The organism is Streptomyces sp. NPDC007983 (genome assembly GCF_042958345.1).
GTDB lineage: Bacteria > Actinomycetota > Actinomycetes > Streptomycetales > Streptomycetaceae > Streptomyces.
This window is the reverse complement of sequence record NZ_JBIBJI010000001.1, coordinates 432,161-444,698: the sequence shown is the minus strand read 5'-3', so window position 1 is coordinate 444,698 and position 12,538 is coordinate 432,161. Positions and strand designations below refer to the sequence as shown.

16 protein-coding genes, 1 tRNA gene and 1 pseudogene are annotated in these 12,538 nt (G+C 69.3%); 6 read left to right on the top strand and 12 right to left on the bottom strand.

The window, feature by feature from the left end:
• Positions 1-22 precede the first annotated feature (22 nt).
• The 3 genes from ACFZCY_RS02115 to ACFZCY_RS02105 form a co-directional block, all read right to left on the bottom strand.
• Positions 23-262, bottom strand: a complete 240-nt coding sequence (locus ACFZCY_RS02115; RefSeq protein ID WP_391168660.1) for a DUF6411 family protein — start codon at positions 260-262, stop codon at positions 23-25.
• An 84-nt stretch (positions 263-346) separates the two neighbouring features.
• Positions 347-886: a GNAT family N-acetyltransferase gene (locus tag ACFZCY_RS02110; protein WP_391168658.1), complete on the bottom strand. Its 540-nt coding sequence runs from the start codon at positions 884-886 to the stop codon at positions 347-349.
• A 61-nt stretch (positions 887-947) separates the two neighbouring features.
• Entirely contained in the window at positions 948-2,147 is a 1,200-nt protein-coding gene (locus ACFZCY_RS02105) for a hypothetical protein (RefSeq protein WP_391168656.1), read from the bottom strand.
• 654 nt (positions 2,148-2,801) lie between these two features.
• Between ACFZCY_RS02105 and ACFZCY_RS02100 the strand changes: the two genes are divergently transcribed.
• Both ACFZCY_RS02100 and ACFZCY_RS02095 read left to right on the top strand, forming a co-directional pair.
• Positions 2,802-2,948, top strand: a complete 147-nt coding sequence (locus ACFZCY_RS02100) for a hypothetical protein (protein WP_391168654.1) — start codon at positions 2,802-2,804, stop codon at positions 2,946-2,948.
• A gap of 271 nt (positions 2,949-3,219) precedes the next feature.
• Entirely contained in the window at positions 3,220-3,579 is a 360-nt protein-coding gene (locus tag ACFZCY_RS02095; protein ID WP_391168653.1) for a hypothetical protein, read from the top strand.
• Between the two features lie 107 nt (positions 3,580-3,686).
• On the opposite strand, the gene ACFZCY_RS02090 is transcribed toward ACFZCY_RS02095, so the two are convergent.
• From ACFZCY_RS02090 to ACFZCY_RS02075, 4 genes are all read right to left on the bottom strand, one after another.
• On the bottom strand, positions 3,687-3,998 hold the full coding sequence (locus tag ACFZCY_RS02090; protein WP_391168652.1) for an SCO5918 family protein: 312 nt from the start codon (positions 3,996-3,998) through the stop codon (positions 3,687-3,689).
• A 55-nt stretch (positions 3,999-4,053) separates the two neighbouring features.
• The gene (locus ACFZCY_RS02085) at positions 4,054-4,458 is read right to left on the bottom strand and encodes a CBS domain-containing protein (RefSeq protein ID WP_391168651.1); all 405 of its coding nucleotides are present in this window, start codon (positions 4,456-4,458) and stop codon (positions 4,054-4,056) included.
• Between the two features lie 46 nt (positions 4,459-4,504).
• Complete coding sequence (locus ACFZCY_RS02080) at positions 4,505-6,016, bottom strand: DEAD/DEAH box helicase (protein WP_391168650.1); 1,512 nt, start codon at positions 6,014-6,016, stop codon at positions 4,505-4,507.
• Between the two features lie 311 nt (positions 6,017-6,327).
• Positions 6,328-6,531, bottom strand: a complete 204-nt coding sequence (locus ACFZCY_RS02075) for a cold shock domain-containing protein (protein ID WP_391168648.1) — start codon at positions 6,529-6,531, stop codon at positions 6,328-6,330.
• A gap of 654 nt (positions 6,532-7,185) precedes the next feature.
• On the opposite strand from ACFZCY_RS02075, the gene ACFZCY_RS02070 reads away from it, so the two are divergent.
• Complete coding sequence (locus ACFZCY_RS02070) at positions 7,186-7,746, top strand: hypothetical protein (RefSeq protein WP_391168646.1); 561 nt, start codon at positions 7,186-7,188, stop codon at positions 7,744-7,746.
• A 284-nt stretch (positions 7,747-8,030) separates the two neighbouring features.
• On the opposite strand, the gene ACFZCY_RS02065 is transcribed toward ACFZCY_RS02070, so the two are convergent.
• On the bottom strand, positions 8,031-8,420 hold the full coding sequence (locus ACFZCY_RS02065; RefSeq protein ID WP_391168644.1) for a MerR family transcriptional regulator: 390 nt from the start codon (positions 8,418-8,420) through the stop codon (positions 8,031-8,033).
• 791 nt (positions 8,421-9,211) lie between these two features.
• On the opposite strand from ACFZCY_RS02065, the gene ACFZCY_RS02060 reads away from it, so the two are divergent.
• Positions 9,212-9,601, top strand: a complete 390-nt coding sequence (locus ACFZCY_RS02060; RefSeq protein ID WP_391168643.1) for an ATP-binding protein — start codon at positions 9,212-9,214, stop codon at positions 9,599-9,601.
• 94 nt (positions 9,602-9,695) lie between these two features.
• Positions 9,696-10,127 (top strand): annotated as a pseudogene (locus ACFZCY_RS02055) (Tn3 family transposase); the annotation flags it as partial.
• A gap of 6 nt (positions 10,128-10,133) precedes the next feature.
• Here the strand turns inward: ACFZCY_RS02055 and ACFZCY_RS02050 are convergent.
• The 4 genes from ACFZCY_RS02050 to ACFZCY_RS02035 all read right to left on the bottom strand — a co-directional run bounded on the left by ACFZCY_RS02050 (position 10,134) and on the right by ACFZCY_RS02035 (position 11,719).
• Positions 10,134-10,220 (bottom strand) — tRNA-Ser (locus tag ACFZCY_RS02050).
• Between the two features lie 59 nt (positions 10,221-10,279).
• Positions 10,280-10,780 (bottom strand): tRNA adenosine(34) deaminase TadA, encoded by a 501-nt coding sequence (tadA, locus tag ACFZCY_RS02045; RefSeq protein ID WP_055546188.1) that lies wholly within the window; start codon positions 10,778-10,780, stop codon positions 10,280-10,282.
• A 19-nt stretch (positions 10,781-10,799) separates the two neighbouring features.
• Positions 10,800-11,333, bottom strand: coding sequence for a hypothetical protein (locus ACFZCY_RS02040; protein WP_391168642.1), 534 nt, complete (start codon positions 11,331-11,333; stop codon positions 10,800-10,802).
• Between the two features lie 188 nt (positions 11,334-11,521).
• Positions 11,522-11,719 (bottom strand): hypothetical protein, encoded by a 198-nt coding sequence (locus ACFZCY_RS02035; protein ID WP_391168640.1) that lies wholly within the window; start codon positions 11,717-11,719, stop codon positions 11,522-11,524.
• 167 nt (positions 11,720-11,886) lie between these two features.
• On the opposite strand from ACFZCY_RS02035, the gene upp reads away from it, so the two are divergent.
• Positions 11,887-12,522: a uracil phosphoribosyltransferase gene (gene upp, locus ACFZCY_RS02030; RefSeq protein WP_361476915.1), complete on the top strand. Its 636-nt coding sequence runs from the start codon at positions 11,887-11,889 to the stop codon at positions 12,520-12,522.
• Positions 12,523-12,538: the final 16 nt, after the last annotated feature.

The window sequence follows — 12,538 nt, the reverse complement described above, 5'->3', positions numbered from 1 at the left end:
GTGATCTCCAGCGCCATAGCGCCTAGAACGGCATGTGGCCCCGGGCGCGCCGGCCGGCGGAGCCGCTGCGGCCAACTGCCTTGGAGCTGCTGCGGAAGGGCTTGCTGAGGAGCCGGCCCAGGATGCCGGGGGCCTTGCCGCCAGCGCGTGAACCGGCGCCCAGGGTGCGCTGGGCGCCCCGTTCGGGGTGGCGGGACAGGCGGGGCACAAGGAAGGCCAGCACGGCCAGAACGACACAGATGCCGACGATGGCGAAAATCATGACGAAGCACTCCTCTGTGAGGCGTGCCTGCCGACTACCCGCCCTGCCCGACAGCATGCCGCCCGCGCGCCCAGCCCCCGCCGCTCATTCGGAATCCGGCTCCGGCAGGGACCGTTGCAGGAGCATCGTGTCGACCCAGCGGCCGTGTTTGTGGCCGACGGCGGTCAGCCGGCCCGCTTCGGCGAAGCCGAAGCGCCGGTGCAGCGCTGTCGAGGCGTCGCTGCCGGTGCCGTCGCCACCGGTGTCCGCGATGACCGCGATCATCCGCCGCTTCCCGGCCCGGGTGGTCTCGGCGATCAGGCGGCCCAGCAGGGCGGTGCCCAGCCCCTGGCCGGTGGCGTCGGGGGCGAGGTAGATCGTGTCCTCCACCGTGTACTGGTAGGCGGGCTTGGGACGCCACGGAGCGGCGTACGCGTACCCGGCCACGGCGCCCGACAGTTCGGCGACCAGGAAGGGCAGACCCCGGACGGTGAGGGAGCCCAGCAGCTGCTCCCAGTCGGTGGCGGAGCGGGGCGTCTCATCGAAGGTGATCACGCTGTGGCGGACATAGTGCGTGTAGATGTCGGCCACGGCTTTCAGGTCGGCGTGGCTCGCGGGCCGGATGGCCGCTCCGGAAGAAGACATGTACACATCGTTTCACCGGAGAGGCAGTTGACGTGGGCGACGGGAACAACCGGTGGGCAGTTCACCAGTAGGCGTGGTCGCCCCAGGGCTCGAACCCCGCGCACTCGACGGGGTCGTCGTCCTCGTCCAGCGCCGCCAGCCCGGCGGTCACGAAGGTGCCGCGCTGCCAGGTGAGGAGCGCGTCGACGAGGCCGCGGTCCCACGGCCGTCCCTGCCGGGCGTGGCGGGGCCAGACGATCAGGGGCCAGGCGTCTGGATCATCGCCCTCGGCCAGCCAGCCCAGGTAGTCGCCGTCGATGGAATTGGCGAAGGGCAGAAAGCCGCCGGGCTCGGGCCACATCGCGAGCGGAAATTCCTCCGGGTATGTCTCCTTGAGCTGCCCGTAGCCGTCCAGGGCCGACTCGACGTGCCGGACGAAACCCCGGCCGGCCGGGCGCAGCGGGGTGTGGAAACGCAGCCATTCGCTCCAGCACCCGGCGCCGTACAGGTCCAAGAGGGCCACGTAGTCCTGTGGCAGCCGTGTGCCCAGCTCCTCGAAGAGCCCCTCCCAGGTACCGCCACCCAGATACGGCGCTTCGGGCGGCGGGGACAGCAGGCGCAGGGCATCCAGCCCGGTGCCGGTTTCCAGGGCGACGCGGCGCTCGGCCCCGGTGAGGCGGGGAACGGTGGGCTCGGGCGGCGTCCAGGGCCTGGCCTCCGGCAGAAAGCCGGTGCGGGCGAGGGTGCCGGGCAGCGGGCCCATCAGAGGGCCGGGCGGAGAGGGGAGTTCCCAGGTCTCGCGGACCATATGCCGCAGATAGCCGGTGAGCGTGAGGTCGTACCGGTGCCAGGGGAGGAGCCCGCTGCCGGGGACGGGGCCGGTGTGGAGGACGACCACCGTCCACTGGTCGGGATCCTCCGAGACGGACGTGTCCCAGAACAGCACGTCGCTCCCGCGGGTTTCGCCCCAGGCGAGGAGTCCGCCGGGGGCCGGGTGGAAGGCCGGCCGTTCCGACTCCGGCAGTGCACGGCTCCTGATGCGGGCTGAGCGGTGCGTGTCGCGCAGCCATTCCCCGTAGTCGAAGTGGCCCTCCTGGACGCACGGCACGTGGATCCATACGAACTCGCCGAAGTCCAACGGCCCGTGGGCGTCGGCCAGCCGCTTGTAGTCGTCCGGCAGCGACACCCCGAGCCACCCCTCGACCGCCGCCCAGTCGACGGGGACCGACGCGGGCGGCCGCTCGGGGCTCGGGGCGGTGAACGCGGCGATGTTCGAGGTCACGTGTGGTCCTCCAGTTCGGACGGTCGGACCCACATAGCCGGGGTCATATGGGGCTCACGTGCCGGGACGTGTCCACACGACTGCTGTGGACGTGCCCATGGCAAAACACCCCTCTGCCCTGCGTTTCCGCAAGCCAGAGGAGTGTAAGAGCGGTAGCGGTGGGATTTGAACCCCTCCACGTGACCCGTTTCACCTGCGGTTTTCCCGGAGACCGGGACAGAGTATCGCGCGTGCCATCTGGATAACTAAGCGTAACGGTGGGGTGGCTGGAGGAATGGACTGGCAACCCAGCCGACCGCGACCGCCGCCGGGGACGCAGTCCACGGGCTCATCCAGCCGGTACCGACGTCGGTTACCAGAGGCTGAGCGGTCGACCTGCCGCGACCGCGGCTTGAATGCGAACCGCGACCTCTTGGCCGGAATCGCGGTTCGCTCTGCCGGCGCGGATGGCGGCACCGGTCGCTCGCGAGCGGCCGGCGGGCCCGCGGAGGTCTGCCAGTGGGCTGCCAGGGTCTCGGCGCCGGGCGAGCCACTCGGCGCGGTTCTCCGCTGGTGTGCCGAGTCGTAGATGGGCCGGTTGCTGGCAGGAGCGGTTGTCGCAGGCGTGCACACCGTCGGGCTGTCGATTCCCCACCCGAGGCGAGGGATGACGCCGTGCACGAGCTGGTATCCGTAGAGGTGGCCCGGTACCGTGCCCGTCGAGTCCTGCCCGGCCGCGAGGCCGCCCTGAAGCTGGCATGGCCTGTACTGGAGATCCCGCCGATGAAGAACCAGCAGTCCTCGGTGGACGCGGTGCGGTAGACCTTGGCCCAGCAGCGTCTTCGCACCGACTCGTCGGCCGACCAGCCAGCCCACTCAACCGCCGGAATCCGTACCTGCCGTCCCAGCGCATGTTGGGTTTCGGGTGGATCCGCTCCCCGGGCACGTCGACCCCGGCGTCGTGGGAGACCTGACTCGGGGGTGCCGTTCCCCCGGCCCCGCGTCGTCCTCGTCTGCGCAGTTCGATCTTGCATTTTTCATGGAGCACCACTGCTTCAGCTGCCCGGACGGCCGGTGATTAAAATCGTCTCTCATGTCGAAGCCTGACGGACTGCTCGTTGACGTCGCCGCCCTGGTGGAGTCCGGGCACAGCAATCAGATGTCTCTGACCGTGGTCGCGGGTGGTGCTGTCATCACGGGGCGGCTGGCTCCGGAAGCCGTGTGGAGGCAGCGGGTGTCGGAGGTTTTGGCGGACTCGGCCCGCCTGAGCGATTTCTCCGCCGTGTTCACCGCTGCGACGCGCGAGGCGGAACCGCCCACGCATCTGCATTTTCATGTGGCGCGGATTCTGCAGGGCGCGGTGGGGATCCCGGAGACGGGTGGGATGTACCGGGTAGCGATCGAGGACGTCAGTGCCTGGACCATGGGCGACTTCAGCTACTCCGACCGCTGACCCACTGTCGCGCCGAGAATCCCCTCGGTACGCGGTGAGGGTCCGACCGGCGCATTCCGGTCGGACCCTCACCGCTGCTTTGATGGCGGCTCGCGCCTGCCCGTCGGTCAGATGGCCGCGGGGGCGCCGAGCATCGCGGAAGCCTGTTGGAGCGGGTTGAGAGCGCGTGTGGGCGCGGCGGCCTGGGGAAGGCCGCGGCAGGTGAAGCCGAGCTGGGTCATGGCCCGGAGGACTTCGCCGGCGCTGAAATCGCGGCGGTCCTGGCGTGTGATGACCTGGCCGACCTGTTTGACGGGGTAGGTGCGGCGGCCGATGGTCACGGACTCGCCGACGATTTCCTCGGGCATGACGCCCTTCATGGATTCCAGGACGCCGCTTTTGGTGAGGTCGAAGGGGAAGCGGGCGATGACACAGCGCATGATGCCTCACAGGGAGAAGAGCGAAGGGGGATGGTTCTGCCGCGGTTGAGGCGGTTCAGCGGGCAAGGGCGAGGACGCCCAAGGCGCTGCCGTGTTCGTCGACCACAGGCAGGGCATCGAGCTGGCGGTAGCGCATCGCGTGCTGGGCTTCGGCCATGGTGGTCACGGGAGAGGTGAACGGGCCGCGGTCGCCGAGGACGTCGCGCAGCTGGATCCGGTCCGTGTAGGCGGAGCTGTCGCGGACTGCGGTGAGCTGGGCCTGGGTGAGCAGACCGGTGCACAGGCCGTCGTTGTCGCTGACGAGGAGATGCACGGTGCGGGCGCTTGCCATGACGGACAGGGCGACCTCGATGGTCATGTCATCGCAGACCTGCGGTCCGGCGGTGTCCATGGCGTCGGCCACCGTCCTGTGCACGGGGGTGGCATTGGCCGAGCGGGGCTGCATCTGAATCAGCGTCACAATGTGCCTCCTGTTGAGGTGGGTCAGTTTCCTGATCACGAAGGTTCTAGGCCGCCGCGTCGAAGGAGGACTTCCGCGCGGTCGCGCGCCGGGCAGCCGAAGCGGGGCTGCGTCGGCCGCGTGAGGCCGCGCTGCGCTTACGCCGCTCGGCCACCGGCGCGGTGATCGTCACGGGGATGCCGGAGGGGGCCTGCGCGCCGGTGATCCGGCTGAGTGCCTCTTCGCCGGAGCGGACCTGGGTGGTCTGGGGCACGATGCCGCCAGCCGCCATGAGGCGGGTCATGTCGCGGCGCTGGTTGGGGGTGACCAGGGTGACGACGCTGCCGGACTCCCCGGCCCGCGCGGTACGGCCGCCGCGGTGGAGGTAGTCCTTGTGGTCGGTCGGCGGGTCGACGTTGACGACGAGGTCGAGGTCGTCGACGTGGATGCCGCGGGCGGCGACGTTCGTGGCCACGAGCACGGTGACGTGGCCGGTCTTGAACTGGGCCAGGGTCCGGGTGCGCTGCGGCTGTGACTTGCCGCCGTGCAGGGCGGCGGCCCGGACACCGCTGTTCAGCAGGTCCTGCGTCAGCCGGTCGACGGCGTGCTTGGTGTCCAGGAACATGATCACCCGGCCTTCGCGCGCTGCGATCTGCGTCGTCGTCCGGTGCTTGTCTGCGCTATGGACGTGCAGCACGTGGTGCTCCATCGTGGTGACCGCGCCTGCGGACGGGTCGACGGAGTGGACGACGGGGTCGGTGAGGTAGCGGCGGACCAGTCGGTCGACGTTGCGGTCGAGGGTGGCGGAGAACAGCATCCGCTGGCCTTCGGGGCGGACCTGGTCCAGGAGCGCGGTGACCTGGGGCATGAAGCCCATGTCGGCCATCTGGTCGGCCTCGTCCAGGACGGTGATCGCGACCTGGTCCAGCCGGCAGTCACCGCGGTCGGTGAGGTCTTTGAGGCGGCCCGGCGTCGCGACGACGACCTCGGCGCCACCGCGCAGCACATTGGCCTGCCTGCCGATCGGCATTCCGCCGACGACGGTGGCCAGGCGCAGCTTCACCGAGCGGGCGTAGGGGGTGAGTGCGTCGGTCACCTGCTGGGCCAGCTCACGCGTCGGCACAAGGACAAGGGCCAGCGGCTGGCGGGGCTCGGCGCGCTGTCCGGCGGTGCGAGCCAGAAGAGCCAGGCCGAAGGCGAGGGTCTTGCCGGAACCGGTGCGTCCGCGTCCCAGGGCGTCGCGGCCCGCGAGGGTGTTGGGCAGGGTCGCGCCCTGGATCGGGAACGGGACGCTCAGGCCTTGCGCGGTCAACGCTGCCAGCAGCTGCTTGGGCATGCCGAGGTCGGCGAACGCCTCGACCGCGGGCAGCGCGGGAGTGAGCGTCTCCGGCAGGGCGAACTCGCCCTGCACCGTGGCGGGCCGGCGGCCGTGGCCGCGCGAGCGGCTCGGACCGCCGGAACGGCTGGGTGCGGGCGAGCCGAAGCGGGCGCCCCGCCTCGAACCGGCGCTGGCGCCGAAAGCGGGGCTGTCGGTCCGGCGGGGGCGGGAAATGCGGCCGTTCGTACGTGTGGGGTTCATTCAGAACCTTCCTTGATACGGCACGCATCAAGGAATTCCCGCAGCAGAAGGTAGCGCGGGGAATCACAAGAACGGGCCGAATGGCATGCGAAAGCGAGTCTGGCTTGCAGCGAATCTGGTGCGGGCGCAGGCGATGAAATGTGTGACGTCATGTGGACGTGAAATCCAGGACGTCGACCGGTATGGCTCCGAAGAGGCCCGCTCCCCGGAGAGGGGGCCACGGGCGGCGCCATCCCACAGGTGAAACCTCGGAGAATGCCCGTAGCCGGGCCCGCGCCCCGAGGGATGCGGGCCCAGCTACAAAGTGCGCGTCAGGCGAGATTTATGTTCTCGGCCGTCGGACCCTTCTGGGTCGGCGCGATGTCGAAGGTAACCCTCTGGCCTTCGAGCAGCTCACGGAAGCCCTGTGCGGCGATGTTCGAGAAGTGGGCGAACACGTCAGCGCCGCCACCGTCCTGCTCGATGAAGCCGAAACCCTTGGCTGAGTTGAACCACTTCACGGTGCCTGACGCCATGTCATATCTCCTTTGGGGCAGTACGCCGGGACCCGCGGTGCACGGATACCGGGTCGCCGCGATGATGCCCCGTCCGGAAAATGACCGGCAACACGAAAACGCTTCCGATGGCTGAAAATGCCGGCGAAGGCGCTTGAAGCTTTGGGAACCACAACTGCAACTGAGATCGACAATAGCATGGAGTGGTGGCCCGTGTACGGTTTTTTCACTCTGTTAGTTGCGGTAAAAACGCTCTCCGCGCGGCGCGTTTAACCCTCACCTCGCGGTCATAGATATTGGCCCACCCGGAGCGCAGCGTTTCAGGAAGAGGGTCGCTGTTCACGCCCGTAGCCGGTCTCGACACGATCAGGGCCGCCGATCCGGCCACCGTCACCTGAAGGCCGGCCCGCTGTTGGAGTGAGCGGAGTGAGCAGGCGACGGCACGACCTGCGCGGGGCAGCCGTACCCTCCGAGGGCGGGTGGGAAGGTCGGGCAGGGCTGATGTTCTCGACCTGGGGGCACTTCTGGCCCTGGGCTCTCTCGCCGCCGTGTGGACTCCGGCCCCTTGGTCTCACCGCGAATTGGGCCACCCGAAGCCGAGTGGATCGGCTGGTCGTGGGAACGATCAGGGTTTCCGAACGGGCATCTCCGCTCGCCTACTCGCAAGGATCGTCGATGCTTCCTGAGGTCCGTCCCCACGTATCCGCACCCCTCACAGACCAGTTGGAACACCAATTGGGCTTGGCTCCGGACCTCGAAGCCGGCCACCTCGATGTGGAGCGCGTCGCAGGCATCGCAGTCGTCGCAGCCGCCCACTCCGGTGGCTACGCGGCCATCGGCCATCTCCTCGGACTGCTGGCCGCGCTACCTGCCCCCACCAAGGAAGGCGAACGCTTCTGGTCCGACCTGTGGAGGTCCTCCGGCACCGCCTACCTGCTACCCGCCAACATCAAGGCTGAGGTGCTGCAATCCATGGCAGGTGAAGGAACCGCCCTGGCCCGAAAGATCCTCTCAGCTGTCGATGAGATGACCCCGCCCCAACGCTTCGCAGCCGGGGAGGTGATCGGTCAAGCCCTCTCCGAGTCCGACCATCTTCCCGACCTCAAGACGCAGGTCGTCGGAGAACTGTGGCTCCGAGATCTCGAACTCACCGCCTGGCGCGTCTTGCACGCCGACCGCAGGTCGGACGACCCCGCTGGACGGAAAGCCTTCCTCGAAGCCTGGACGAGCGTCTGAACGTCTGCTCCTCCAACTACACGACAGCCGCACAGAGCAAGCGGCACCCGAGCCGCCACGTGGCGCGCAGCCCCGGTCTCGTATGTCGGGGGCGCGCAGCCATGGCTGCGCGCCCCCGATCCTGTGCATGACAGGCTCTTCCGCCCGGCGAGAGCGGGCCCTCTTGTCCGGCTGAAAGCACGGCTCTCACGGGCGACGGCAGCTACCGGACGCGGTGTGCGCGATCCATTGGGCAGGGCCTTCCGCGCGTTGCGGGAAAATCACCATGGGGAACGACCCATGCGTCACGCCCTGACATGTGTGTGCCGGGGCCCGCCGGTACCCGGCGGGCGCACCGTCTCAGGCCGGGGGCGGCCGGACGCTTCGGCGGTGCGGCGGTATTCGGCGTTGATGCGCTGGGCTTCTTCGAGCTGGTCTTCGAGGATGATGATGCGGCAGGCGGCCTCGATGGGGGTGCCCTGGTCGACGAGTTCACGCGCGCGGGCGGCGATGCGCAGTTGGTAGCGGGAGTAGCGGCGGTGGCCGCCCTCGGAGCGGAGCGGGGTGATCAGGCGGGCTTCGCCGATGGCGCGGAGGAAGCCCTGGGTGGTGCCGAGCATCTCGGCGGCCCGGCCCATGGTGTAGGCAGGGTAGTCGTCGTCGTCGAGACGGCTGTACGAGTCGTCTGCTGTCATTGCACCTCTCTGTGGAACGCGTGGAGGGGCCCTGGTGCCATATGGCACCAGGGCCCCGAAGGAACTGCTACACCATCTGCCGACCCTGGTACTGCGCCGGCCTTCTGTTTTCGCAGACCCGACCTGAATGCTGTCGGGGGTGCGGGGATCGCGGTTGCTTGACCGGAGACCACCTCACTATCGATGTCCCGCGGTACCCGGGCTCAAGACTTCCGCCCGGGCGATCCTGATGGCGCTCAACTCCTCCGTTCTTTCCCTCTGGATGAACTACTTACCAAACGGGAACTGCTACTGCGGTACTGCTCACGGCGGCCCCTGATCACTGCGGGCCACCCGGTCCGGTCGTCAGCCTCGTCGCCGCCTTGCACAACTCTGGCTTCGAAGCTCCACCACCGCACCGTCCTACGAACTGCAACTGCGTGTACTACTGCCCGGCAGTTCATCTCTGCCGGGCCCCGCTTGATCTCGGCTACGAGAGAAACCATAACCACACCACCACCCAATGTCTACTCCGGCCGACGCAGATTTCTATGCGCTGGCCAGAGAGATAGTCGACCTCGAGCACAGAACGGCGCGTGGTGGCCCCGCTCCAACCGCGGACACCTGCTTTGAGCAGCGACGTTGCGCCGGCCTCGATGCCGCGAACCCCACAGCTTCCCCGCCTGACCGCGTGGATGATCGGCCAGGCACGCTCCACAGCCGAGGCTTCGTGCGGTTGCCGCGCCGCAGGCGGGGCACAAGCATCGGGCAGACAGGACAGGCATTGACGATCCAGAGACCAGGGTGACCTGATGGACACGATGAGCGTCAACGTCGCAACCGTCCGCTCCGCGACATCCGTGGCAGGCGCACGCGAGAGCACTCGGGACTTCCTCGGCGGCCTCGTTCCGGCGATCGCAGCCGAGGCCGCCGACACCGTGGTCCTGGTCGTCTCGGAGCTCGTCACCAACGCCCTGTGCCACGGCGGCGGTACCTGTGCCCTGGACCTGACCGCGCACCCGGACAGCATCGAGGTGGCCGTGCATGACAGCAATCCGCAGGCACCGCGCATGCGCCCCCCGGACCTGAACGGCGGCACGGGAGGCTTCGGCTGGCCCATGGTCAACCGCCTCGCCCGCACCACCGCGGTGACCCGCCGGACGGCCGGCGGCAAGGTCATCAGCGCCCTTCTCACCCGGTAGCGCCCAAGCGCTGCTGGCCGGCCTGACGGGCGCCTCTCCGCGATCAATCGCACCGCCGTAGCGCCATCCATCAGCGGCAACGGCTCTCCGACCCAGCAAGGTCACGGAGTACGTGCACATCGACGCGCTGTTCGGGGAGCCGGGCAAGAACGTCGTCGACTGGGACTTGATCGAGTCGCAGTTTCGGCACCTGATGCGGGTGGCCATCTCCGTGGGGGAGGGGGCAATCTCATCGTCCACGCTGCTCAAGCGGCTGCGTTCCGGGTCGCGGAAGAACGCCACCTACACCGCGTTCCGTGAGGTCGGCCGCGAAATCCGCACCGTGCAACTGCTGCGCTACCTCTCGGACGCGCCGCTGCGCCGGCGGGTGACCGCGGCGACGAACAAGGCCGAGGCCTGGCAGGCCTCGCTCAGGGCGGATCGGCGGTTGCGGGACTCACGTGCCGGGACGTGTCCACACAACTGGTGGACGTATCCACACGCAGAACACCCCCCTGCCCTGCGTTTCCGCAGTTCAGGGGGGTGAGTCGAGCGGTAGCGGTGGGATTTGAACCCACGGAGGAGTTGCCCCCTCACGCGCTTTCGAGGCGCGCTCCTTCGGCCGCTCGGACACGCTACCGAGGCAGAGCCTAGCGGACGAAGGGCCGAGATCCGAAATCGGTTCCGGGTGGGGGTGGGTCAGGAGGTGCGGAAGAAGGCGGTGAGGGGGGCGGCGCACTCGTCGGGGAGGACGTCGTGGATGACCTCGGGGCGGTGGTTGAGGCGACGGTCGCGGACGATGTCCCAGAGGGAGCCGACGGCGCCCGCCTTCTCGTCGATCGCGCCGTAGACCACCCGGTCGAGCCGGGACAGCACGATGGCGCCGGCGCACATGGCGCACGGCTCCAGGGTCACCACCAGGGTGCAGCCGGTCAGCCGCCAGCCGCCGAGGCGGCGGGCCGCGGCGCGGAGGGCGAGGACCTCGGCGTGGGCCGTGGGGTCGCCGTGGGCCTCGCGCTCGTTGCGGCCGCGGCCGAGCACCGTCCCGTCCGGGCCCAGCACGACGGCGCCGACCGGTACATCCCCCGTCTCGGGTGCCCGTACGGCCTCCTCCAGCGCGAGGCGCATCGGCGCGCGCCAGGGGTCACGCAGGGGGTCGGGGTCGGGTCCGGGCAGGATGCCGGTCAGCGGATCGGTCATGACTCCAGTGTGGCGGCGGTCAGCGCACCGCCTCCAGGCCCTCCATGCTGCAGCCCAGCATGTCCGCGATCGATTCGAGCGCGTCCCCGTCGAGGGACTTCAGTTCCTTCTCCTCCATGCCCAGGTCGGCCAGGATGTCGCCGTCCCCGAGCGGGCCCACGGGGACCGGCGCGGGGTCGGTGTCGTCGTCCTCGTCGGGCTCGCCGTCCTCGGTGCCGTCCAGGTCGACGAGGCTGTCCAGGTCGTCGTCGGGGTCCCGGCCGAGCAGCTCGTCGGTGAGCATCGCGCCGTACGAGGTGCGGGCGGCCGCGGCCGCGTCCGATACGTAGATGTGCGGGTCGTCCTCGCCGTCCACGCGGACGACGCCGAACCACGCGTCTTCGTGCTCGATGAAGGCCAGAACCGTGTCGTCGTCCTTGGCGGCCCCCCGAGCCAGTTCGATCAAATCGGTCAGAGTCTCCACGTCATCGAGCTCTGTGTCGCTCGCTTCCCACCCTTCTGCGGTGCGCGCGAGCAATGCGGCGAAGTACACCGTGACTCTCCCACTGGTCATAGGCGTGCCGGGGCGGGCGGGACAGTGTCCCGCCCCAATCGGAATCGTGGCAGAAACCATCGCTTCGCGAGAGGTCTTCCGCGCTGCGTCGTGCACCAGTCCAAAGAGATGTGGCTCACGTGAAACGAAACGGACCGACCTGATCGCTCCATCGGCGGTGCGCCGGGTTCGGGTTCATCGGTGGAACATCAGCGGAACGTACGCAGCAGTATCGCCTCGCGCATCCGGGCGGCGCGGGTCAGCCGCGGCCGTACGCGGTCGCGCACCTGCCGCGCCTCGTTCAGCGCGCGCAGGAAGCGTTCGCGACGGCGGCGGCGGTCCGCCGCGCTCTCGCGAGCGGACCCGGCGCCCATTGTCCTGCCGGTGGACATGTCGGTGTCGGCCATGGCCTCACCCCTCGGACCGAGGTCTTCGCCCGGACGTCCGGCCCGGGCGCTCCTGCCCACTTTCCCCCGAAACAGCGCTTTGATGCCAGTACGGCGACAGACTGTCGTCGCGCGCCGGGGGTTACCGGCGGGAGTCGCGGCCGGAGGGCTCCGTTAGTGTCGTTGCCATGCGGATCCACGTCGTCGACCACCCGCTGGTGGCGCACAAACTCACCACGCTGCGCGACAAGCGCACCGACTCCCCCACCTTCCGGCGGCTCGCCGACGAGCTGGTGACCCTGCTCGCGTACGAGGCCACCCGCGATGTGCGGACCGAGCAGGTCGACATCGAGACCCCGGTGACGGCGACGACCGGGGTGCGGCTCTCGCATCCGCGCCCCCTGGTGGTGCCGATCCTGCGGGCCGGCCTCGGGATGCTCGACGGGATGGTGCGGCTGCTGCCGACGGCCGAGGTCGGCTTCCTCGGCATGATCCGCGACGAGGAGACGCTCCAGGCGTCCACGTACGCCACCCGGATGCCCGATGACCTCTCCGGCCGTCAGGTGTACGTGCTGGATCCGATGCTGGCGACCGGCGGGACGCTCGTCGCGGCGATCCGCGAGCTCATATCGCGGGGCGCCGACGACGTCACCGCGCTGTGCCTGCTGGCGGCGCCCGAGGGCGTCGAGGTGATGGAGCGCGAGCTGGCGGGCACGCCCGTGACGGTGGTCACCGCGTCCATCGACGAGCGGCTCAACGAGCACGGGTACATCGTGCCGGGGCTCGGCGACGCGGGCGACCGGATGTACGGGACCGCGGGATAGTACAGCCGTCCGGGCC

Coding starts and splice junctions, on each gene's coding strand:
- ACFZCY_RS02060 (WP_391168643.1), top strand. CDS start 9,212: ATGGACACGATGAGCGTCAACGTCGCAACCGTCCGCTCCGCGACATCC.
- tadA (WP_055546188.1), bottom strand. CDS start 10,780: ATGACCGATCCGCTGACCGGCATCCTGCCCGGACCCGACCCCGACCCC.
- ACFZCY_RS02115 (WP_391168660.1), bottom strand. CDS start 262: ATGATTTTCGCCATCGTCGGCATCTGTGTCGTTCTGGCCGTGCTGGCC.
- ACFZCY_RS02095 (WP_391168653.1), top strand. CDS start 3,220: ATGTCGAAGCCTGACGGACTGCTCGTTGACGTCGCCGCCCTGGTGGAG.
- ACFZCY_RS02070 (WP_391168646.1), top strand. CDS start 7,186: ATGCTTCCTGAGGTCCGTCCCCACGTATCCGCACCCCTCACAGACCAG.
- ACFZCY_RS02040 (WP_391168642.1), bottom strand. CDS start 11,333: ATGACCAGTGGGAGAGTCACGGTGTACTTCGCCGCATTGCTCGCGCGC.
- ACFZCY_RS02065 (WP_391168644.1), bottom strand. CDS start 8,420: ATGACAGCAGACGACTCGTACAGCCGTCTCGACGACGACGACTACCCT.
- upp (WP_361476915.1), top strand. CDS start 11,887: ATGCGGATCCACGTCGTCGACCACCCGCTGGTGGCGCACAAACTCACC.
- ACFZCY_RS02110 (WP_391168658.1), bottom strand. CDS start 886: ATGTCTTCTTCCGGAGCGGCCATCCGGCCCGCGAGCCACGCCGACCTG.
- ACFZCY_RS02075 (WP_391168648.1), bottom strand. CDS start 6,531: ATGGCGTCAGGCACCGTGAAGTGGTTCAACTCAGCCAAGGGTTTCGGC.
- ACFZCY_RS02035 (WP_391168640.1), bottom strand. CDS start 11,719: ATGGCCGACACCGACATGTCCACCGGCAGGACAATGGGCGCCGGGTCC.
- ACFZCY_RS02080 (WP_391168650.1), bottom strand. CDS start 6,016: ATGAACCCCACACGTACGAACGGCCGCATTTCCCGCCCCCGCCGGACC.
- ACFZCY_RS02090 (WP_391168652.1), bottom strand. CDS start 3,998: ATGCGCTGTGTCATCGCCCGCTTCCCCTTCGACCTCACCAAAAGCGGC.